The organism is Pseudomonas sp. Irchel s3h9 (assembly GCF_900187475.1).
Classification (GTDB): Bacteria; Pseudomonadota; Gammaproteobacteria; order Pseudomonadales; family Pseudomonadaceae; genus Aquipseudomonas; species Aquipseudomonas neuropathica.
This window is the reverse complement of sequence record NZ_FYDH01000010.1, coordinates 272,469-292,115: the sequence shown is the minus strand read 5'-3', so window position 1 is coordinate 292,115 and position 19,647 is coordinate 272,469. Positions and strand designations below refer to the sequence as shown.

Below are 19,647 nucleotides of genomic sequence, written 5' to 3'. Positions count from 1 at the left end.
CACCGGTCAGTTGGAAGGAATAAACAATCGAATAAAGGTCATCAAGCGGATGGCGTACGGTTACCGAGATAGCGAATTCTTTTTCATGAAGATCAAGAGCGTCTTTCCCGGTAATCCGTGAAGAACCTGAAAAAAGGGGACGTTAAGTCCCCTTTCTTGAAGATTTCATCCCCACTGACAACCCGTTTCCGGAGAGGCCTCGATGCTGAAGTCTTCATCGAACGAATACTGTTTGCCGGATTTGTAATTCGTGTAACGCATAGAGTTCACCCGAGCGCCTTGCGTTGCAATGACATACTGCCCCGTCACTGCACCGTCTGAAACTTCCACCCAAGTCGTCGTGAATTCGTAGGGCCCGTCCTCCGTCATGACGTACTCTTCGGTTCGGTGATGAACCAAAGTAATGGCTTTCTTCGACTTGCTGTACCTGACACTTGCGCCGCTCCATTTGGCGGCCACGTCGTAATAGGTTCTGAACTCAAAATTGATGTTTTTGCCTTCCAGCGAATGGAAGCACCTTACCTGTGTAGAAACTTCACTGTGGGCCGCCAACGGCAACACCAATAGCAGCACTAAAAATAACTTCTTCACAAATCCCTCTGAACCCGTTCTGTTGAAGGCACATATGCCGATGAGCGCCGGTGTTTCTAAAGCGAATAATCCGCCACTTCTTCCAACCGCCAACACTGCCCACGAACAAACCGATATTCGAAGACATAGTCGGTATCCGGCTTCTGCAGGATCGCGATCGCTTTTTTGTCCCGCGCTTCCTTGATGGTCAACGTCAGGCCTTGGGTATCTCGCGTCGCTTGATCCGGCATGATTGGAAACTTGAGCTGATCGCCGCTGAGACTGCGTTTTTCCATCTCAGGTTCAGGATCGCCGGCCACGGTCGTGGCCATTTTCAGCGGTTGTTGTACGAAGGCTTTTTGCACATCTGCGCGTTCGGAGAAAGCTGAGAGGAACGCTGAAAAGTCGGTCGAAGGGCATGTAACGTTAGACGTATCACCCTTGGCTTTGAGTGGATTCTGACGGTTGTCCTGATGCAGTTTTGAATCCGCAATTATCTTTGCATCCAAGTCTGCCAAGCGCTTTTTAATGCTGGTCGCATCCTTGTAAGCACATTCGACTTTTACATCATCCGCCAGATTTCGACCGTCGAGGCAGTTCTCAAGCTCGGGATCTGGTGGGTCGCCGCTAAAAAACCGCAAAGCCAATTGTTCGCCGTCCTTCACCAGTGGCAATTCCAGCACCGAATAGGAATCACCTTCGAATTGACTGTGCGAGACTTTTTGTTTTGTCAGAACAAACATGGACTTCCTCGATTGCTCCGGGAATTTGCGTTCAAAGAAGAACACCGAGGCGATCTGCTCGCCTTCGACCTTCCACACATAATTCAGCGAAGGCTTCACCGCATTCGTGGTGATGTAGAAGATCTCGGCATAAGGAACATGTCCTTCCCTAACTTGACCTTTGAGGTTGTTCTTCAAAAAGAACACCGTGATTTTTTGATCACCGAGCGAGGCGACTACAGGCGGATGTAGCTCACCGATGGTTTGCGGGTCACTCGCTAATGCCTGCTGAGCCAACAAGGCAACCATGAATCCGAGCGCACTCATACAACTTAAGAGCCTGGCCAATTCCACTCACTTCCCTGTTAATCAATCTTCAAATGTTTAGGCTGAGGGTTTTACGATGACTCAGGTGCGCCGCACTTCAGCTCTTTGATTTGCTCATTCTGGATCGGTATCACACAAGCGAGCCGCTTCTCTCTTTCCCCACGAAGCTCGAACAAGCTGAGCGTCAGGTGTAAACCATCAGTAGCGAACGCATGATCCTCAAACACCGCACTGGCATAGCCATCCCAAAACGACTTGCCCTCGAAACTGCAGAACCGCTTGGACGCCAGCACTCGCCAATTGCCATCGGGCGCGAGAAGCTGGACATTGAGGCAAGGGTTGCCAAACGTAGTGACGTAGCGAGCTACCACATCACCGAAACGTTGCGAGGCCGATGCAGAAACCTTGGCCACATCGACCACTTCACTCGGGCCGTCAGGCGCAATCGCATCCAGGTAGGCGGCACGCTCCAGACTCATTCTGGTGATGCACTTATTGAGTACTTGGGAATAAGCCTGCGAACCGGGTGCGACAGCCGTGGTTTCGAGGGGGCAGGTGGTGTCACGCAATTTGATCCAGGCACGTTGCGACTCTTTGGCAGCGGCCATATTTGTCTTGGTCAGTTCCGGTTCGGGGCTGGACTCAAACCGCGACATCAGTTTTTTGTAGCTGGCATTGAGTCGTACGTCGGCATTCTTACGGTCGGCCTCCAAGCACTCATCGTATTGCCAGCTCACGTTGATGACTTTGCAAGTGTCCTCGGCATGCGCGATTGATACGCACAGCGTTCCAAGAGGCAATGCGATAAAACGGACAATCCTGTTCAATTTTTCATTCCCTGAAGTGCAGTTCGCTCAATCACTCTTTGCGGAATTTTCTGCGCCTTGCCGTCGGCGCTCATCGCGTCGCGGTACTCGCGGTAATAACGCTGCGCTTCTTCTTTCCGATCAAGGCGCCAGAGTGAATCGGCGATGTTCAACATCAGTACCGTGCGTTTACCAACGGCCTCAACGCCGCGATAAAACTTCAGCGCCAGCTCATCTCTACCGCCCTCGGCCAGATAAAAACCGAGGTCGTTGTACGCCTGAACATTTTGCGCCGGGGGATGGCACGCCATGTAGGATTCAGGACTCAAAAAAGTCAGGCCCGATTCGATAGAATCAGCGCGGGACTGCGCAGCTTTGATGGTCGAGATATATTTCAACCACTCCTTCGGGGACTCCGTTTCCAGGCTAGGTGTGAGGACTTCGCCATCTTCCGAAAACCACTGATTACCCACCCATTTGCCAAGACAAAAACGAGGGGAACGCTCGGCCAGCACGCAACCGGTTTCCATGGAGATCACATCGCAATGCTGTTGCGAGACGAGTTTTTCTTCTTGATTCTCGTCCGACAACATGCCGAAGACCACCGGGTCGAGCAATAAGGTTTTCTTGTCAGGACTGAGCCAATCCGGGTGTCCGTCGGCGCCAACATCGGCACTGAAGAGCGGGAAGGTTTTGCCGTTGGCGGTGAACCATGCGGTCGCCGAATCCACACCGGGCATCGTCCATTTTGTCGCTCTAAACGTCACGGTGTGCCCATCGATACCGACTATTGGCGGGTCCTCGGCAAGGGCACTTGTGACGGCAAGAAGGCAGCTGATCATCAACACCCATTTAAGGCTGGCCATAGACGATCCTCTTCACCGCCGGGCTTTCTGACATTAACTGTCTCTTCGTAACGCCATAGGCCTTGATCAGCTCGTCCCGAGATCCCTTCGAGCCAAACGAGCGCTGGTTATTATCGAAGCTGTATTGCTCCAATCGCCCTGTTGTCGAGTAATAGCCGTGCCACTCCCCGCAAGCACCACAACCGCCATAGCCGCCTATCGAAACAAGACTGCCCTGGGGGCCTTCCACGCAATCCATCGCCACAACAACATTGCTCAACATTTTCGTCTTCGCACCGTCGGAAGTGAGTTGTGAAACTTTGCTGATATCGCGTCGAAACGCCTTGCTACCGATGTTGATGGTCTGGTCGGAGCAGACCGGGATGACGTGGGTTTGCGCACCATCCACCGTCACCGATCGGCAGGACGACACCAACACCACTTCAACACCGCCGCACTGCATGACATCGCGTTGGGTGTAAGCATCCGTCGGCGCGGCGAAGGCTGGGGAAGAGAACAACCATGCCAGGCCCCCGGAAAACAAAAGCTGATTCATTGAGAAATCCTTTTCGCCGTTAACCAGCCTGTTGTTCCGCCAAGCACTTCGCATAGCCGTCCGCAAACTTGGCATCGAATGACAATGCCACCGGCTCCTCCAACTCCGCCGAGCTATTGAGCAATACACGGGTAGCCGGGGTGTATTTGATCCAGCCAATCGTGCCGGTGCCGTCAGTATCGAAGAACAGCTGGGCGCGCACTGCTTCGCCGTCGTCCTCGTCGATCAGCAAATTGACCTTGTCCTTGCCGACATAACGAAACGGAAAATCGCTGCTCCTGACAAGCTCAGTAAGGTAGCCGTAGCAACTGCCTTCACTGGCAGTCGCGGGCAGTGAATGAGGTAAAAGCGAAAGCGCAATTAGCACCGTCCGAATGAAAAACCGGTTCATCCACTCACTCCTCATCCATCGGCGACGATTCCACGTCGGTCATGCTCAGCAGCCGGAATTCGTTTTTCACAAATTCGTAGTAACGGTCCCGGTTACCACTTTCCAAAGCATTCCCTTGGGCATCTTCTTCGCCGTCGAGCGTGATGCCGGACACGATAATCAAGCTGCTGTCGGGCTGGAAAACCATGCCGAACGTGCTGCCGTCGTAAGCATTCGGCAGACCGCCAACGACTTCCCCAGTCTGAGCGTCCAGCACTTCGCCGCAAATGGCGCTACCGCCACAGCCGAGCCTGTGCAGGATGTAATGGCCGGCGAAGTTGACCTTGCCTTTCAGGGCTTGTGCCCGTGCCTGATCCATCATTGGGCTGCTGCTCTCTTGCGGCACCAGCTTATGGTTGGGGCCGGTGAAAACTGGCGTGACGGTGTAATCCTTGAAGGCTGGATCGGCAGCGAATGCCATGGACGCGGCAGCCAATATCAAGCTGCCGAGAAGAACCGAAAATCCTTTCACGCTGTAGCTCCGTCGACGTAATGCATTTTGGGGATGTTCATTCGAAGGCAATGCCGCGCACCGCTTTCTTGATTTGTTCGAATCCTTCGTTGCTGATCGCCAACGGGGCGGATGAACCTGATTCCGCCGAGCCGATCAGCACAGCTTTACCTCGCAGCAAGCAAAAAGCGATGCGGGTAATGTGCCGTCGTGATTTGTCGTGGAAACCGAAGATGAAACCCGAAGAACTCTCCCCTCCCCATTGTTCGAAGGTGTAGGCATTCGCACGACCGGCCAGCGAATTGGGCACCCAGCCCTGATCGGTAAGGGTCGCCGGACACCTGCGGTCGTTGTCGTCACGCAGGACTTGCACCGCAAACACATCGTCTACCGGGGGTTTCCAGTCGGTGAGAAGCGAAAAGTTCTCCGAGTTTTCACACATCAAACCAAACCACGGCTGGCTCAGGTCACCGTGTTTCTCGAAGTGCCAGTCGGCACCACTCGACGTCTGCGCTTGCCACAAGCTGGGGGCGCTTGACGGTTTGGGCAGTTGTTTGGCTGCGATAAATACCGAATAGAAATCGTCGAACTTCAGCCATTGGTTCTGCAGCAGCGGCATGGAGAACCGACACGAACCCATGTCTACAATTGTCTCGGTCGGGCCTTGCGCAACCGGCGACTGGCCGGGCTCGTTACCGACCAATACAGGACCTGCGCCAGTCACATAACCCACCTGTAAAAACGCGACCAGACCAAAGATCAATTCGCGGAGGTATCGTAGTTTCACTTCGCATCCTTCGAATTGATCAATTCCAAATCCCCATCCCGATACACCACCTCACACCCCACCCACGCCGGATCCACCTGCGGTATCACTGCCGAAGGCTTGCGCAACTCCCGCAACAACGTCGAGCCATGCGACAAGCGCCCGCCCATTCGGGCAATAACCGCCCGCGCGGTTTGGTAATGCGCATGTCGCCCCGGATCGAGGGTATCTTCGAGCAGGATGTCGGCGCCGAGGATGCCTTGCACCTGCCCCGGATAAATCATGAACCCGGTGGCCTGCTCCGCACCTTCGCGACCGTCCTGCCAGAAGCTGCCGTCTCGGGTGCGCACCTCGGGATGCGGCGCAAACCAGTGTTCGCGATCTGCCAGTGGCATGGCGTGGTGCAGACGAAAGAAGATGCGCATCAGGTTGTCGCGATACCACTCGCGCACTTGCAGGTAGTAACCACGCAGGCCCGGCAGGCCGGTCGAATGCGCTAGGCGGATCAGCCCTGACCATTGCGGGAATGGCTGTAGCGGCAGATCGCTCGACGCGGGTCGAGGGGTGGCCGGATCGGTTTCCCAAGGCAAGCGGTGAGGACTGTTTTCAAGGTTGTCGTACGCGGTCGGCGGGCGCCCAAGCCATTCGCCGCCACTACTGGCCAGCGCCGTGGCGATGCACAGATTGCCTTGCACCACGAACACGTAAAACCGAGTGAACCAGTCTGCCAATTGCTGACCATCGGCAGCTTGGGCGACGAGTTCGGCGAGTTCCTGATCGAAGCGCTGCAAGCCGTTTTCAAGATTCAGCAAATGGCCGCGAGCCTTGCGTTGCATACGCAAAAACAGCGGCAACGAACGCAGCATCTTCAGCGGTTGCCACGGCAGATGTGGCGTCGCGCCGCCAACTTCACCCGCGTAGTTAGCGGCGCTGATGCCCCAGTCGGCCAGCCTTGCAAGAAACAGATCATTGTTGATATAGGACGCGCCGCCGAACACTGCGGTGAACGGCTCGTTGTCCTGCAACACCCGCGCATCCCAACGCGCCATGATCGCCGGAATACTCGCGGCGGCTCGGCGTTGGGCGTATTCCACCAGTACGCTCGGTTGCGGCGGCAGGATCTCGGCGATGTTGGCGGCGGTCAGGTGCCGGCGCCAGCCGTAGTCGCTGATCGGTCGGTATTGCAGCAGCCACAGTTGCGAGCCGTCCCAGGCCCATTCGACGTCGCCGGGCACGTAGTGGAATACGCGCAGCACGTCTTGCAGAAAGCGCCAGAGCAGGTCTTCGGTCAAGCCATGGGCCGGCGTGAACGTGCCGCTGCGCCACGCATCGCCGAGCCGCGAAAGCGTTGCCCGAGAGGGGCTGACGTGACCGTCGGCCAGCGATTCAAGATGGCCTTCAACCCACTCCAGTTCTACCGAGAGATGGCGCACAAAAGCGATCCCGGAAACTAGCGGCGTGATGAAGCGCTGCACCACCACTTCCTCGACGCCTTCGGCCGTCAGTTCGGCAATGCGTTTCGGCACATTGGCAGACGGCTCGCGCAGATAGGTGGTGCTCAAACCGGCATTCGCCGAGTCGGCCTGATCTTCACCGTAACTGGAGGAGCGCACCGCCCAGGTCACATCAGGTTGGGCCGCGAGAAATGCCGGCAGACGCGGATCGGTGCAATCGTTGAGGGTCAGCGCTGCCGGTACCGCTTGCCGGGCCAGTTCAGCCAGGCGCAAACGCCCGCCCTTGGTGTGGGCGACAAACCCGCGCTCGCCCGACTCCAGCCACTGCGCGAACTGCGCGGGCGAGTCGATCCACGGGTAATGACCCCAACCGGGTTTGAGGCTGATGGTCAGATCAGCGCGGGCGAGAATCGCCGACCATGCCGCTGCTTGCTCGATGCCGAGCACAGCGTCCTGATCGCCCCAGACCAGCTCGACCGGATCGGTGATCCACTCCAGCAGCGGCAGCGCAGTGTCGGCGCGAATCAGATCCCAGTGCGGCACAAACGCACGGCAGCGCGCATAGCCGGCGCCCATGCGCTGGTACTGCTCGGGCGTCCAGGTCTGGTTGGAGAACTTGCGCGCGAACAGCGTGGGTTTGTTCGACAGCAGCCAGTGGATGGTCTTGCGGATCGGCAGCGGTGACATCAGCGCCGGCAATCGACGCTGCCACAAAAATGCCCCAACCGGCGCCAACAGAACACTGCGGGAAAAGTGTCCGGGCCGACGCTGCAACGCATGCAATACAAGCAAGGCATTGACCCCGACCGCCATGATCGCGCTGCCCTGCTGCGTCATCGCCAGCAAGGTCTGCGCGTAGTCCGCCAGATCTTCGCAGGGTGACTGCGGGTTGGCGCCAAAGCCCGGCAACTCCAGCGGCACCACGTCGTAGCGCTGAAAGTGCGGCAGCGCGTCGTCCCACCAATCGGCAGCGCTACCGTTGCCGGCTAGCAGGTACATCAACGGCTTGCTCATGAGCGATCCTCAGGTCAGATCGCGCAGAGTGGCGTCGAGGGTTGGATAGCGGAATGTGTAGCCGGCCTCGGTCAAACGCTGCGGCACCACGCGCTGACCGTCGAAAAACAGCTGCGCCATCTCCCCCGCCAATGCACGCACTGGCGCGGCGGGAATGTGCAACCACACCGGACGCTTGAGGACCTTGCCGGCCTGCTCGGCGAACGCGGCCTGACTCACCGTTTCCGGCGCGACCATGTTGTAGGTGCCACGCAGAGTGTCGTCGTTGAACGCCCGCGCGATCACCTGAAGCACATCGTTGCGATGTACCCAGCTCATGATCTGCTGACCGTCGCCCATGCGCCCGCCGAAACCCAGGCGGAATGGCAGCAGCAACGGCGTCAACGCACCGCCGGGGCCGAACACCACGCCGAGACGCAGCACCACCTGACGCACGCCAAACTCAGTGGCCGGTTGCGCGGCGGCCTCCCAACGCGCGCAGAGTTCGGCCATGAAACCGTCGCCCTTGCTGGCGTGTTCGTCGAGGTTTTCGCTGGCATCGCGCACGCCGTAGAAACCGATGGCCGAGGCTTGAATCCATAGGGCTGGTTTGTGCTTGGTGTTCTTCAGCCAGGTCATCAACGCTTCGGTGGTGCCGACTCGGCTGGCGAGCAGTTGCGCTTGCCGCTTGGCGTTCCAACGCGGGCCCGCGACGGGGGCACCGGCGAGATTGATGATTACGTCGAAGGCTTCGTCGTGGCTGAGTTCGCTGAGCGAATGCACGCAGCGGACGCGGCCGTTGAATAGATTGGCCGCGTTCAACGGATCGCGTGTCAGGACGCTGACCGAGTGGCCCGCGTCGAGTAATTGATTGACCAAGGCTTCACCGATAAACCCGGTGCCGCCAGTGATCAGCACACGATTGAAAGCGCCGCCGGCAAACGGGTTGGATTGGCTCGGAGTCTTTACTGAAGGAGATTTTCGGCGGTCATGTCGATACAGCCAGAATAACGGCGGCACCAACACCAGCAATGCAAAACCATCTAGCCATAGATGCGACCAAACCTGTTGTTGCGCTGAGAGCCACATGTCCTGAGGCGCCCATAACAGGATGCCCGCGATCAACCAGCCCCAAACTGCCGGGGCTTTCAAGCGATTGCCCAAGTGCACCAGCGCGAGCATGTACAGCGAATAACTTTGCAGCGTCGCGCCGAACAGCGCGAGCCACCAGACTTGTTGTTCGTGGCCGGCGACGGGCACCGGGTCGGCGCCCCAGAATTTGAGTTCGAGGGTGTGCAGATAGCCGTCGAGTAATCCGGAATGACCGGCCCAGGTCAGGGTGAGGCCGGCGAGAATGTGCACGATTGCGGCGGCGTATAGCCAGAGCACTAGCGCTGGGCGAAGCGAGGTCGAGGGGGCTGGCATTCCGTGTCCTGAGCGCATTCCTTGGGGGTGGGGAGTTTAAAGGAAAATGGTGGTCGTCAGATGCTCAAAAACTAAACGTTTTACCGGACGGATTCAGACTCAACGACTGCGAAAACGCATCAGACATGACCCGGCATTTCAGATGCAGTGACTGGCCTTGATCGGCGCCGTGCCTGTCGATCCCAATCGCCCCACGTTGAAGATGCCCAACTGATTACCTTTGTCAGCCGCCATCTGATAACAGGCTAACGCCCGGGACATATCCTTCGTTCCAAACTCGCCACCTTCAAAGGTCGAGGCCAGATAATTCATCGCATCAGCGGAGCCCATGGAAATAGCACGAATAACCTGCTCTTTTGCCTGCTCGGGATGGAGGCAAGGGCCGTTATAGTCGGTCGAGTTTCCTGAACAAAGAAACGTGGCATAGGCTAACGCGCCACTCGGTATTTTCGAGGCCGCTTTGAATAGCGCCTCAACCTTCGGGGTTTCCAACTGAGACGCCATTTGCGAAAGGCTCAGGCTTGCCGCCGACAGGCTCGCCTGTGCGTCACCCGACTCCGCAGCACAGACAAAATTTTCCAGCGACGCTTCAATCAACTCCACCGTCAGCGGGTATTGCTCAAGAAACCCCAGCCCACCTAGCGCTTCGGCACGCTGATAACAGAAGTTCTCGGCGCGGCTCATTCCCGGGTTATCTGTTGCGACAAGATCCTTCTCGCTGATCGACCAATCCTCAATCCCCTCAAGCACCCAGCACGCCTGACGAGAGAAGTTGAAGATTTTCACATTGCTGTTACCCGCCCGTTTATCCACAACGTTGACGTGACTGTCGTCGACCTCCTCGATCTCGACTCCAGGTGTCTTGCCGGACGTGATGGCGGCCATCAGCGGATAGTTGAAAGTAGCTCCACTGACTCCCGAGGTCGAAGGCTCAAAGGTACTTCGATCCTTTCCTGCTACCGGTTTCAACACCAGCGACTTGACCGTCATCGCAGTCAGACGGCGTTGTGATTCGCTGTTGGCGGAAAACGCAGTCAGGAAAGGCGCGAACTCCTCCGAGGGGCAAGCGTCGCTGGTGGGAGCCGTCGAAGCGCTCTCATCGGATGCAAGCGCAGGGACAATCTTGTCCAGATACGCCGAGCGCTCGCGACTCATTCTAGCGATGCACGAGTTAACGGCGAACACATGCGCCGGCATCCCCGTCTCGATTTCGAATGCCTCCAAAGGGCAGTTCGCATCGCGCAACTTCAACCACGCACGTTGCGACTCTTTGACCTTCGCGGCGTACTCCGCGCCCAATGCCGGATCTGCTCGATAGTCAGACTCAAGTCGCGACATCAACTGCTTGTAGCTGACATTCAACTGCGCATCGGCAGCCTTCTTCGACGCCTCCGAGCAGGGCACCATTTCCAGGCTTGAGGTGACATTGCGGCAGTCGTCCTGCGCGTAGGCCGCTGAAACTGGCAGTAGTAGCGCGGCTAGCAGGGTAAAAACAAAACGGTTCAATGTGTTCTTCCTTGAGTCATTCAGGTTTTGCGGGGGAGGCAGATTTACCCAAGTCTCCCTTACGGAAAATCTGCTCTATTTGCGCCCGCGGATTCTACTTTCACTTACCGGTCAGCTTGTCCATACCCGGTTGCAGGCGGAAGCTCTTCAGGATGTTGAGGAAGTCTTCCTTGCTCTGCTCAAAGGTTCTGATTTGTGTTGAAGCGTAATTCTCGGCCTTCAACACCATGCTCGGTTCATATCCCTTGTTGGCCAGACCTGCGGTCATGACGAATCGCTCTGTGGCCTCAGTTTCTTTGCCTTGCGGGTCCGTGGGCTTGTAATACTTGCCGCCCATGATTCCTGTGCGCGATCCGATTTGCACTTTTGAAGGGCCGAACGTTTGAATGACGCCGGCACTTGGGAATGGGTTGCCCATGATCGGCGTGGTCAATACCGGGAGCAGATTAAGGGCTTTGCCGATGTCGTCACTCAAACTCAGGCTGTAAAGCAGGTTCGGATTGTCAGTGGGATGCCAGGCCATGGTGATCGAGTAGTGGGCTTTGCCATCATCGGCGATGAAGCCGAAGGGCAGGCAAAAGCCAGTCTCTTTGGGATCTCAAATTCTGCGCGCGTGCGGAAGCGCGCGAGCAGGTCACGGGCGGCGGGGAGTAGTTTTTCGAACGAACTTCTGTGTTCGGAATAGTCGCTTTGTTGGCCGAATGCGAAGCGATAGATTCGGTCGTCACGCCACAAGAGCACGATGAGTTTGTCGGGATAGCGAGCGCCGTAGGCGTCTGGCATGCCGAAGTCGAAGGCGGACTGCTCGGCGTAGAGTTCATCTGTTGGGTAGGTATCGAATTCTTTTTTGTAGGCTTCCAATTCAACTTCAAAATGTTTGTAGGGACGGTTTTCTCTTTTGAATTGACTTATAAAGTCCGCCAGCACAACGAGTTCGGTGCTTACTTTTCTGATTCTGGTTAATGTTTTGCGGAGATCGAGTCGTTGCTTTTGCAGTGATTTATATTTTGCGGGGTCCGAGCGAGATAAGTCACCTGTCATTATTTCTGAAATTTTGTCGATTTTGTTTTTTACTACACGTTCTTTTGCCACGGTTATGTCTGGGCGATGGCTGCTGACCAATTCGTTAAAGGTTTCCAAATCGGTTTTAGGTGAGACTTCAATGGTGACTAGACCGTATGCATCATTTGTTGGATCACTGCCGTAACTGAGCTGCTTGTCCGCCAAGCGTATATCCGGTGAATAAGTGGTGAAATCAGTGCCGGCAGTATAGGTCCATTGGTCGTTAAGCAGGAGCCACGTTAATTCTGGTTTTATGTCGAATACCGATCGCCCCAAGCACTCTGTTTGTGATTTAGACTCTCCAGTGCCGGCTTGCGCTACCAGTGAACTTATCAGCGCTGACGTAAATAAGGCATATAAGAAGTGAGTGGCATGCATCAGGGGCTTCCGTATCCAGTTGCTGATCGCTATTAACGGGACGTGTATAGCGTATTCGTTCGACGGCTAATTGCTGCGGTGCTGAGCAGATTATCCAAGTCGGACATTGAACAGATCTGCTCTATTGCGCACCGCAAGATTGCTTTCACTTACCGGTCAGCTTGTCCATGCCAGGTTGCAGGCGGAAGCTCTTTAGGATGTTGAGGAAGTCTTGCTTGCTCTGCTCAAAGGTTCTGACTTGTTTTGAAGCATAATTCTCGGCTTTCAATACTAGGCTAGGCTCCCAGCCTTTATTGGCCGTTCCGGCGGTTATGACAAAGCGTTCTGTGGAAGAGTTTTCATCGCCTTGTGGATCAGTGGGTCTGTAATACTTGCCACCCATAAGTCCTTCGCGCGAACCGATCTGCACCTTTGAAGGCCCGAAGGTTTGAATGACGCCGGCGCTTGGGAACGGGTTGGCCATGATCGGTGTGGTCAATATGGGCAGCAAGTCAAAAGCTTTGCCGATGTCATCACTCAAACTAAGGCTGTACAGCAAGTTCGGGTTGTCAGTGGGATGCCAGGCCATGGTAATTGAGTAGTGGGCTTTGCCATCATCGGCGATGAAGCCGAAAGGTAAGCAGAAGCCAGGCTCTTTGGGTATCTCAAATTCGGCGCGTGTGCGGAACCGTGCTAGCAGATCACGGGCGGCAGGAAGCAGTTTTTCGAACGAGCTTCTGTGTCTGGAATAGGCGCTCTGCTGGCCGAAGGCAAAACGATAGACGCGCTCGTCGCGCCATAGCAGGACGATGAGCTTGTGGGGGTGACGAGCGCCGTAGGCGTTTGGCATGCCGAATTCGAAAGAGGACTGTTCGGCATAGAGTTCGTCTGTTGGATAGCTGTCGAACTCTTTCTGGTAGGTTTCAAGCTCAAGTTCGAGTTTTTCAGTAGGTTTTTTTTGTTCTTTGAATTCAGCGATTAGGCCCGGTAATAAAACTCGCTCTATGGTTGCTCTACCCAACTTGTCAAATTTCTCCCTAAGCTCGTCTCTTTCATCCTCTAAGGATTTGTATTGATCAGGATCCGAGCGCGACAAGTCACCGGTCATGGCTACTGAAATTTCTTCTATTTTATTTTTTATAACTCGTTCTTTAGCCTCAACCACGCTTGGGCTATGTCTGTCGACCAATTTTTTAAATGTTTCGAAAGTAGTTTTTGGACTGACATCTATAGTGACGAGACTGTAAGCATCATTTGTTGGATCGCTGCCGTAATTAAGTTCTTTGTCCTCCAGTCTTATGTCCGGAGTGTAGGTGGCAAAATCGAGGCGATCGGTATAGTCCCACTGGTCGTTCAGTAAGTGCCATGATGTATCTTGATTGATATCAAATAGCGAGCGCCCTAGGCATTCAGTGTTGGTGATTGTTGTGGTATTAGCGTTTTCTGCTTGCGCAGTTTGGGTTAAAAGAAAATAGCAGCTGAGTAAAATGTAGATTGGCTTAATAGGACGCATTATGAATTTTCCGTGACTCGGTTATTGTTTAAAGCTGCGACAGCTATATCTTCACCTTCCTTTTTGTTGGGTTGTATTTTAGCAAGTATGGTCTTGCTGAAACCGGAGTCATTATTTTCATTTTTTGTCCAGTTAACAGGAAATGCTGTTATAAATCCGAGGATTTCTCTTGGCATTCCGCTGGGTTTGTATTTTTTCCAGAATTCAGTTTCGAAAGGCATTGGCTTTTCTTTTTTACCCGTCAACATGCCTGTATCTGTTTTTAGATCTTTTTTCCAAGTCGGCCAGATTGATACATCGTCACCGGGGATAAAAGTAAAGGCTTCTCTGTATGCATCAGAGTTCTTTTGCGCTTGTTTCTGAATCGCCTTCCAGGTTTCCGGTGACGCAGGTTCATCTATCAAACTACCCAGCAGCGCAGCGGGCCGGACTTTGACGCCTTTATCGGTGGCGTCAAGCGCAAACAACTTGCGCCACAGCTTGCCTCGTAACGCCTTGATCTCAGGGCAGACGGGATGTTGTTTTTTTCCGTTCACTGGAGCAGGCGTCGAAACCGTACCCGATACGATCACAGCCAACTCCGAGTCTCGATCACCCAACTGGCTGCGATCATTGATGTTTGCGCTGCCGAGTATCGCCACACGATCATCTGCAATAAGCAATTTACTGTGCACGTAAATCTGTTCCGTAACCGGCTGGTCGAGCAGTTCCCATGACCGAAGATTCAAGAGAGTCAGGTATTTCGACCATTTCATTTTTTCATAAACCTTGAGCGTGTCAGTTCCGTCTCCAGCGAGCTCTATACCGGCCTTCGCGACCGCTTCCGATCTGCCTCTATCCATCTGCTCCTTCATCGCCATCGCCCGCTGCACTCGTTTTATCAAGCTCTGCTGGCCCAGAGAAATGCTTTGCATCGTCAGGTGAACTTGAGTCATCAGATTGATCGCGTTGAGCGGTCCTTCGGGGTGCACGGGAAGAACCATGTAGACATGGAAGTTCTCGCCCATTTCGATCGCGCGTTCAATTCGATCGGCCAGCGCTTCGCACAGCGGGTTTATCAGGGCGGTTTGTGGCTTTTGCAGGAGGTTCAGGCCTTCGACGGTTGACTGGTTGGTCAACACCTGCATGATGCCTTGAGTCAATGCTTCGGCTTCTTTGTTTCGTATCATCTCTGCCAGTGCGAAATAATTGATCTTGTGCAATTTTTTCGGGTCTTTGTCGACTTCATCCAAGCGCAGTCGCGTTTTATAAGTTTCAAAGTCTGGCAGCCCGGAAATGTTCATCAAGCTTTGCGTTGGCCCTTTGATCAGGTCGGCCGAGGGCTTTGTGTCCTCGCCATACGCACTCTGAAAAAACTGGTTCTCAATGTAAATGAAATGCTGCGCCCCCGAGATCGCTTGCAGCATGGCCTGCATGCAATTTGCCTGAACGCCTGTCGGGGCGGAGGCTGGACCTTTGGCGCCTGACTTGCTGGCGCCCTGGCGTTCTTCGGTTTGCATGCGCAGCGGAGCGCTTCGCAGTACTTGCATGCTCATTTTGCCCTTTGGTGCGACACGTTCGGGTTGCGCGAGGTAGTGCGGTTTGAACGGGACGGGCTCAAGGTTCTTGTCAGCGAACTTCAGCAGGCCGGTCAGCACGCTTGGCATCTTCTGCACTTTGCCGTCGAAGCGCGCCTGCAGACTGTTCCAGCGATCAATGAAATTGCGCGACAGGTCATAAACCGAGCTGCCTTCCAGACGCATGTGCACGTCATGCCAAGGCATGCGCGGTTGTTTGATGCTGTCGAGCATCATGCCGCCGGGTGGCAGCAGGCGGGTCGCGGGGTCGGCCAGGTACGAATAGGGCTGGCCCGTTTGAGCATCGCTCAATCGGTCGAGAACCGAGTGCAGGTAGAGGACAAAAGGGGTGGAGATCTGTTCGAATTCCGTCATCGCCTTGGCGGTGATAATCGGCGTTGGCGTGTTGTTGAGCCAGGCATAAAACGCGCCCAGCCCTGTTTGCTGGATCCACAGGCTGGTGAGTTCGCTGCCTTCGTTCAATAGCTGCTCGCTGATTTGACCGCCGGACTTAATGACTTGGCCAGCCCAGGCGGACAAGTCTTGTTGAAACTTGTCCGCCTGCGGAGCAGCGCGCTCTACCCAGGTCTGCACTTCACCCTTGAGGCGGGTGACCTGAGTTTGCAACTTGGCGCGACCCGGCTGAGTGACCGCGGTCACCGCAGGAATTTTCTGTTGCGCGCGCACCAGCCAGTTCTCGACACGCTGCTGAATGGCCGAGGCTTGTTCCGGCTTATTCAGCGCCACACCGATAGCCTCGCTGATGGATTTGGCTTCCTGGCGCAGTTCAGTCAGGCTGCTGTCGGTTTTTTGCAGCGTCTGGACTTCATGATCAATGGTGCCGACGGCGCCATCGAGCGAGGTTTTCCATTGGCGCAAGCTTTTCTTCCAGCCTTCCAGATTGTCTCCGGTCAACTGTTGCTGGATGAACTCGGCAATGTAGATCACACCGCCGGTAGAGTACGCAGCACCCGCACCGAGCAAGCGCAGGCCGTCCTTGCCCTTTTCGGCGAACCATTCGCCGGCGTCTTTCTTGGCTTCCCGCAGCACGTTGAACATCTTGTTATCTTTTGCCCATGCCAGCTTGCGCTGGGCCTTGCTCAATACATCACCCTCCATCAAGGCTGCGCCGATCAACTCGACGGTGGTCATGTACGGGTATTGCTTGTGGGCTTCGATTTCCTTGATCGGCGGGATGCACGGGTTGTAAAACTCGTTGGCGGTTCGGCCTTCGGCGGCCAGACGAAAGTTGTTGTCATCGCGGCGCCCGTAGGCGAGGTCGATCCCACCGACGTAGGCGATTTCGTTGTCGATCACCACCATCTTCTGGTGATGGGAAAAGAACAGGCCAAGGGTGCCCATGTCGCTTTGCTGGATCGCCGGCAGGCACCAGACTTTTTTCTTCGCGAGACCGGCATTCAGAACAAACGCGGCCACCATGGTTTCCAGATCACCGGTATCAACGGCGGCCTTCGGCGACAGCCAAGGCATGAGGTAGATGTCCGGCGCCGCGCCTTTGTGCAACGCATGGTGCAAGCAGTCCCACAGCCGGGTTTCGCCCTCCAGCCGCACTTCGTAGTTGATCTGCCAGCCGGAAATGAAGATGGATTTCTTAGCGTTTTTTATCGCATTGGCGACATCTTTGAAGTAGTCGCTACCGGTGGTGAAAAACTTCACTTCGTTGCCCGGGCGCTCAGGTGAGAACGCTTCGCCGTATTTGGCATTGCCTTTGATGAACCAGCCAGGAGCGGAAGTAGCGGTGTAGGCATCGCCTTCTTTTGAGTTCAGTTGGTTCAGTTGCTTGGGCTGAACGCCGTTCAAGTTGCTCATGCCTTAAATCCCTTTAATTTGTCGAAGAGTGCAATGCCGTCGGTCAGTGACAAGTTTTCGAAGGCGCTGAGTTTGTCTGTGCCGGCTTGTTCGTGACGGGCGTCGGAGTGGGGCTCGCTGCTGAAGTCCATACTTGCCAGTGCCAGCAGTTCACGCTGTTCTTCAGACCAGCCGGTGTCGGTATGTGCCTTGAGCGCAACGCATTGACCTGGATATACCAGCCAGAACATTTCCGGATTTTGTGGGTATTCGAGGGACAGCTTCTTCTGAACAGCATCGGTAAGGGTGACTTTGCCTTCGTCATCGGTTTCGCCTTTGGCGATGACGTCGCTTTCTGGCACGCGACCGATTTTTTTCCAGGTCGGCTCGCTCATTTTGATGATGCGCCACGGTGTGTTCGCCAATGCGAAGGCGCCTTCCCCAGGGCGGTCAGCCAGACGAATGTCAAAGCGCAGGTTCTTCACCGGGGCGGGTGGGACTGGCGATCGTGTGTTGCCCTGAGCGCGATCCATCAGGCTGCCGGCCTTATCCTTATCCGCCGCACCCGGCAGCACCGGCGGTTTAATCCCAATGCCAGTCCCCGATCCCGCAGAACCACCCGCATTGATCTTGATCACCGGCCCAACCACCGTAACCCCACCGCCATCGAGCTTGATAAAGCTCCCACCCCCAAGAATGGTCAGCTCTGTCCCCGCCTCAATAACAATCTTGTCCCCAGCCTTGAGGTGTATCTCTTTCCCCACGCTGGTGAGCTGCGCAGTCCCCAGCTTCACATGCTGGTTCTGCCCAACCGTCAGGTGATCATCCAGCTTCGCTTCAACCTTGCGATCGGAGATCGTGGTGCGGTGTTCTTCAGCCTTCAGCTCTGTGTAGGTGTTCTTAACTACCGTGTCATGACGTTCATTCCCGACCCGAATCTTCTGGTCATGCTCAACGTTCTCATCCCAATCGCGCTGGGCGTGGATGTAGATCTGCTCCGCACCTTTCTTGTCTTCGATGCGCAGTTCGTTATACCCACCGCCACCCGGTGAACTGAGCGTTTTGAACACGCTGCGCGTCTTGTTCGCCGGCAGTGCGTACGGCACCGGGTTTTCCTTGTGGTACAGGCAACCGGTCACCAGCGGTTGGTCGGGGTCGCCTTCGAGGAAGGTGACGAGGACTTCCATGCCGATGCGCGGGATGCTGATGGCGCCGTAGCGGTCGCCGGCCCAGGAGCTGGAGACGCGCAGCCAGCAGCTGGTTTTGTCGTCGGCCTGGCCTTCGCGGTCCCAGTGGAACTGGACTTTGATGCGGCCGTACTGGTCGCAGTGGATTTCTTCGCCTTTGGGGCCGGTGACCATGGCGGTCTGGCTGCCGAGTACGCGCGGTTTCGGGTGTTCGAGGGCCGGACGGTAGAACACGTCCCACGGGGTGGCGAGGAAGGTGTTGCGGTAGCCCTGGTGGAAGTCGTCCTTGTTGTCAGTGGTGTCGCTGGTCACGCCTTCTTCGAGCACTTGCGGCTGTTTGCCTTCGTGGAAGAGTTCGGTGAGCAGCCACAGGTCGTTCCACTCGCTGCGCGGGTGGTCGGACAGTTCCATGAAGTGGCCGCTGACCAGTTTGGTCTGGTCGCCGCGACCTTCGGCCTGCCGGTAGTCGGCGCGATGGCGTTCGAGGGCGCGTTGGCTGAGGAACTTGCCACGGGCGCGGTCGATGAAGCGGCCCGGGTAGTCGTAGTCTTCGAGATCCGGCTCAGTGCTCCCGCCTTCGGGTTTGTAGGCGGCTTCCATTTGCAGGCGCGGTTTTTCGAAGTCGTAGTCACGCCGTGTGATGCGGCTGGTGCGGGTTTCCAGGCGCAGTTTGAAGCCTTTGATCACCGGTTCTTCGGCGACCATGCCGCTGCCCTGCACATACGCAGTTGGCTGACCGAGTTTGCGGAACACGGTCTGGTCGTCGCCGAACACCAGCAGATGGCCTTTGTCGCTGTGCTGGAAGTGATAGTGAATCCCCTCCTCCTCGCACAGGCGCTGGACGAAGTGCAGGTCGGTTTCGTCGTACTGCACGCAGTAGTCGCGATCCGGGCACGGCTGGCTGAGCTGGAAGTTGTAAGCGTTGCCCTTGATGCCGTGTTCTTCGAGGATCAGCGCGATGATTTTCGGCGCTGACATCTGCTGGTAGATGCGCTGGTTGGTGCGGTGATGCAGATATTGCAGTTGCGGCACCATCGACACTTTGTAGCGGGTCAGGCGTTTGCCGGCATCGCCCTGAGCGACGCGGTAGATCTGGCCGTGGATGCCCGAGCCTTGAGGATCGAATGCGAGAAACGCCTGCTTGTGCAGCAGTTGTTCGAGGTCCAGATCAGGGTTTTCGCTGACCAGTTCGAGGTCGAAGCGATACGGCTGGCTGATGCCTTCGGTGCCGGTGAACGACAGCACTTGCAGGTCGCCGACGTAGTCTTCGACCTTGAGGCTGAAGTGGGTTTCGTTAGCTGGGTTGAACATA

The 19,647-nt window shown here is 55.8% G+C and carries 17 protein-coding genes; 1 reads left to right on the top strand and 16 read right to left on the bottom strand.

Features of this window, described 5'->3' with window-relative positions; translation table 11 throughout:
- Positions 1–121 (top strand): transposase (locus CKW26_RS18785; RefSeq protein WP_141228961.1); only part of this gene is annotated, 121 nt, incomplete at its 5' end.
- Positions 122–165: 44 nt separating this feature from the next.
- On the opposite strand, the gene CKW26_RS18780 is transcribed toward CKW26_RS18785, so the two are convergent.
- From CKW26_RS18780 to CKW26_RS18705, 16 genes are all read right to left on the bottom strand, one after another.
- Positions 166–591: a hypothetical protein gene (locus CKW26_RS18780; RefSeq protein ID WP_095049674.1), complete on the bottom strand. Its 426-nt coding sequence runs from the start codon at positions 589–591 to the stop codon at positions 166–168.
- Positions 592–647: 56 nt separating this feature from the next.
- Positions 648–1,619 (bottom strand): hypothetical protein, encoded by a 972-nt coding sequence (locus tag CKW26_RS18775; RefSeq protein ID WP_256579914.1) that lies wholly within the window; start codon positions 1,617–1,619, stop codon positions 648–650.
- A gap of 71 nt (positions 1,620–1,690) precedes the next feature.
- The gene (locus tag CKW26_RS18770; protein ID WP_095049673.1) at positions 1,691–2,446 is read right to left on the bottom strand and encodes a lysozyme inhibitor LprI family protein; all 756 of its coding nucleotides are present in this window, start codon (positions 2,444–2,446) and stop codon (positions 1,691–1,693) included.
- A complete protein-coding gene (locus tag CKW26_RS18765) occupies positions 2,443–3,291 on the bottom strand; it encodes a type IV pilus biogenesis/stability protein PilW (RefSeq protein WP_095049672.1) in 849 nt (282 codons plus the stop codon). The genes CKW26_RS18770 and CKW26_RS18765 overlap by 4 nt, the downstream gene beginning before the upstream one ends.
- Positions 3,278–3,826 (bottom strand): hypothetical protein, encoded by a 549-nt coding sequence (locus CKW26_RS18760; protein ID WP_095049671.1) that lies wholly within the window; start codon positions 3,824–3,826, stop codon positions 3,278–3,280. The genes CKW26_RS18765 and CKW26_RS18760 overlap by 14 nt, the downstream gene beginning before the upstream one ends.
- A 19-nt stretch (positions 3,827–3,845) precedes the next feature.
- A complete protein-coding gene (locus CKW26_RS18755) occupies positions 3,846–4,217 on the bottom strand; it encodes a hypothetical protein (RefSeq protein ID WP_095049670.1) in 372 nt (123 codons plus the stop codon).
- A 4-nt stretch (positions 4,218–4,221) separates the two neighbouring features.
- Positions 4,222–4,677 (bottom strand): hypothetical protein, encoded by a 456-nt coding sequence (locus tag CKW26_RS18750; protein ID WP_095049679.1) that lies wholly within the window; start codon positions 4,675–4,677, stop codon positions 4,222–4,224.
- Positions 4,678–4,765: 88 nt separating this feature from the next.
- Entirely contained in the window at positions 4,766–5,494 is a 729-nt protein-coding gene (locus tag CKW26_RS18745) for a hypothetical protein (RefSeq protein ID WP_095049669.1), read from the bottom strand.
- Positions 5,491–7,941 carry an alpha/beta fold hydrolase gene (locus tag CKW26_RS18740; RefSeq protein WP_095049668.1) on the bottom strand — a complete coding sequence of 817 codons (2,451 nt, stop codon included), beginning with the start codon at positions 7,939–7,941 and terminating at the stop codon, positions 5,491–5,493. Before CKW26_RS18740 ends, CKW26_RS18745 begins: the two co-directional genes overlap by 4 nt.
- Before the next feature lie 9 nt (positions 7,942–7,950).
- Positions 7,951–9,345, bottom strand: coding sequence for a TIGR01777 family oxidoreductase (locus CKW26_RS18735; protein ID WP_095049667.1), 1,395 nt, complete (start codon positions 9,343–9,345; stop codon positions 7,951–7,953).
- Between the two features lie 138 nt (positions 9,346–9,483).
- Entirely contained in the window at positions 9,484–10,851 is a 1,368-nt protein-coding gene (locus CKW26_RS18730) for a lysozyme inhibitor LprI family protein (RefSeq protein ID WP_095049666.1), read from the bottom strand.
- A 100-nt stretch (positions 10,852–10,951) separates the two neighbouring features.
- The gene (locus CKW26_RS18725; protein WP_095049665.1) at positions 10,952–11,374 is read right to left on the bottom strand and encodes a hypothetical protein; all 423 of its coding nucleotides are present in this window, start codon (positions 11,372–11,374) and stop codon (positions 10,952–10,954) included.
- Complete coding sequence (locus CKW26_RS18720; RefSeq protein ID WP_095049664.1) at positions 11,329–12,291, bottom strand: hypothetical protein; 963 nt, start codon at positions 12,289–12,291, stop codon at positions 11,329–11,331. The genes CKW26_RS18725 and CKW26_RS18720 overlap by 46 nt, the downstream gene beginning before the upstream one ends.
- A gap of 145 nt (positions 12,292–12,436) precedes the next feature.
- Positions 12,437–13,783 (bottom strand): T6SS immunity protein Tli4 family protein, encoded by a 1,347-nt coding sequence (locus CKW26_RS18715; RefSeq protein WP_095049663.1) that lies wholly within the window; start codon positions 13,781–13,783, stop codon positions 12,437–12,439.
- Positions 13,783–17,169, bottom strand: a complete 3,387-nt coding sequence (locus CKW26_RS18710) for a hypothetical protein (protein WP_095049662.1) — start codon at positions 17,167–17,169, stop codon at positions 13,783–13,785. Before CKW26_RS18710 ends, CKW26_RS18715 begins: the two co-directional genes overlap by 1 nt.
- Positions 17,166–19,646: a type VI secretion system tip protein VgrG gene (locus CKW26_RS18705; RefSeq protein WP_256579912.1), complete on the bottom strand. Its 2,481-nt coding sequence runs from the start codon at positions 19,644–19,646 to the stop codon at positions 17,166–17,168. The genes CKW26_RS18710 and CKW26_RS18705 overlap by 4 nt, the downstream gene beginning before the upstream one ends.
- Position 19,647 lies beyond the last annotated feature (1 nt).

What these genes read in the sequence shown, in the direction of transcription:
- CKW26_RS18775 (WP_256579914.1), bottom strand. Translation starts at nt 1,619, where the DNA reads ATGAGTGCGCTCGGATTCATGGTTGCCTTGTTGGCTCAGCAGGCATTA.
- CKW26_RS18765 (WP_095049672.1), bottom strand. Translation starts at nt 3,291, where the DNA reads ATGGCCAGCCTTAAATGGGTGTTGATGATCAGCTGCCTTCTTGCCGTC.
- CKW26_RS18760 (WP_095049671.1), bottom strand. Translation starts at nt 3,826, where the DNA reads ATGAATCAGCTTTTGTTTTCCGGGGGCCTGGCATGGTTGTTCTCTTCC.
- CKW26_RS18755 (WP_095049670.1), bottom strand. Translation starts at nt 4,217, where the DNA reads ATGAACCGGTTTTTCATTCGGACGGTGCTAATTGCGCTTTCGCTTTTA.
- CKW26_RS18750 (WP_095049679.1), bottom strand. Translation starts at nt 4,677, where the DNA reads ATGGCATTCGCTGCCGATCCAGCCTTCAAGGATTACACCGTCACGCCA.
- CKW26_RS18740 (WP_095049668.1), bottom strand. Translation starts at nt 7,941, where the DNA reads ATGAGCAAGCCGTTGATGTACCTGCTAGCCGGCAACGGTAGCGCTGCC.
- CKW26_RS18735 (WP_095049667.1), bottom strand. Translation starts at nt 9,345, where the DNA reads ATGCCAGCCCCCTCGACCTCGCTTCGCCCAGCGCTAGTGCTCTGGCTA.
- CKW26_RS18725 (WP_095049665.1), bottom strand. Translation starts at nt 11,374, where the DNA reads ATGGCCTGGCATCCCACTGACAATCCGAACCTGCTTTACAGCCTGAGT.
- CKW26_RS18720 (WP_095049664.1), bottom strand. Translation starts at nt 12,291, where the DNA reads ATGCATGCCACTCACTTCTTATATGCCTTATTTACGTCAGCGCTGATA.
- CKW26_RS18715 (WP_095049663.1), bottom strand. Translation starts at nt 13,783, where the DNA reads ATGCGTCCTATTAAGCCAATCTACATTTTACTCAGCTGCTATTTTCTT.
- CKW26_RS18710 (WP_095049662.1), bottom strand. Translation starts at nt 17,169, where the DNA reads ATGAGCAACTTGAACGGCGTTCAGCCCAAGCAACTGAACCAACTGAAC.
- CKW26_RS18705 (WP_256579912.1), bottom strand. Translation starts at nt 19,646, where the DNA reads ATGTTCAACCCAGCTAACGAAACCCACTTCAGCCTCAAGGTCGAAGAC.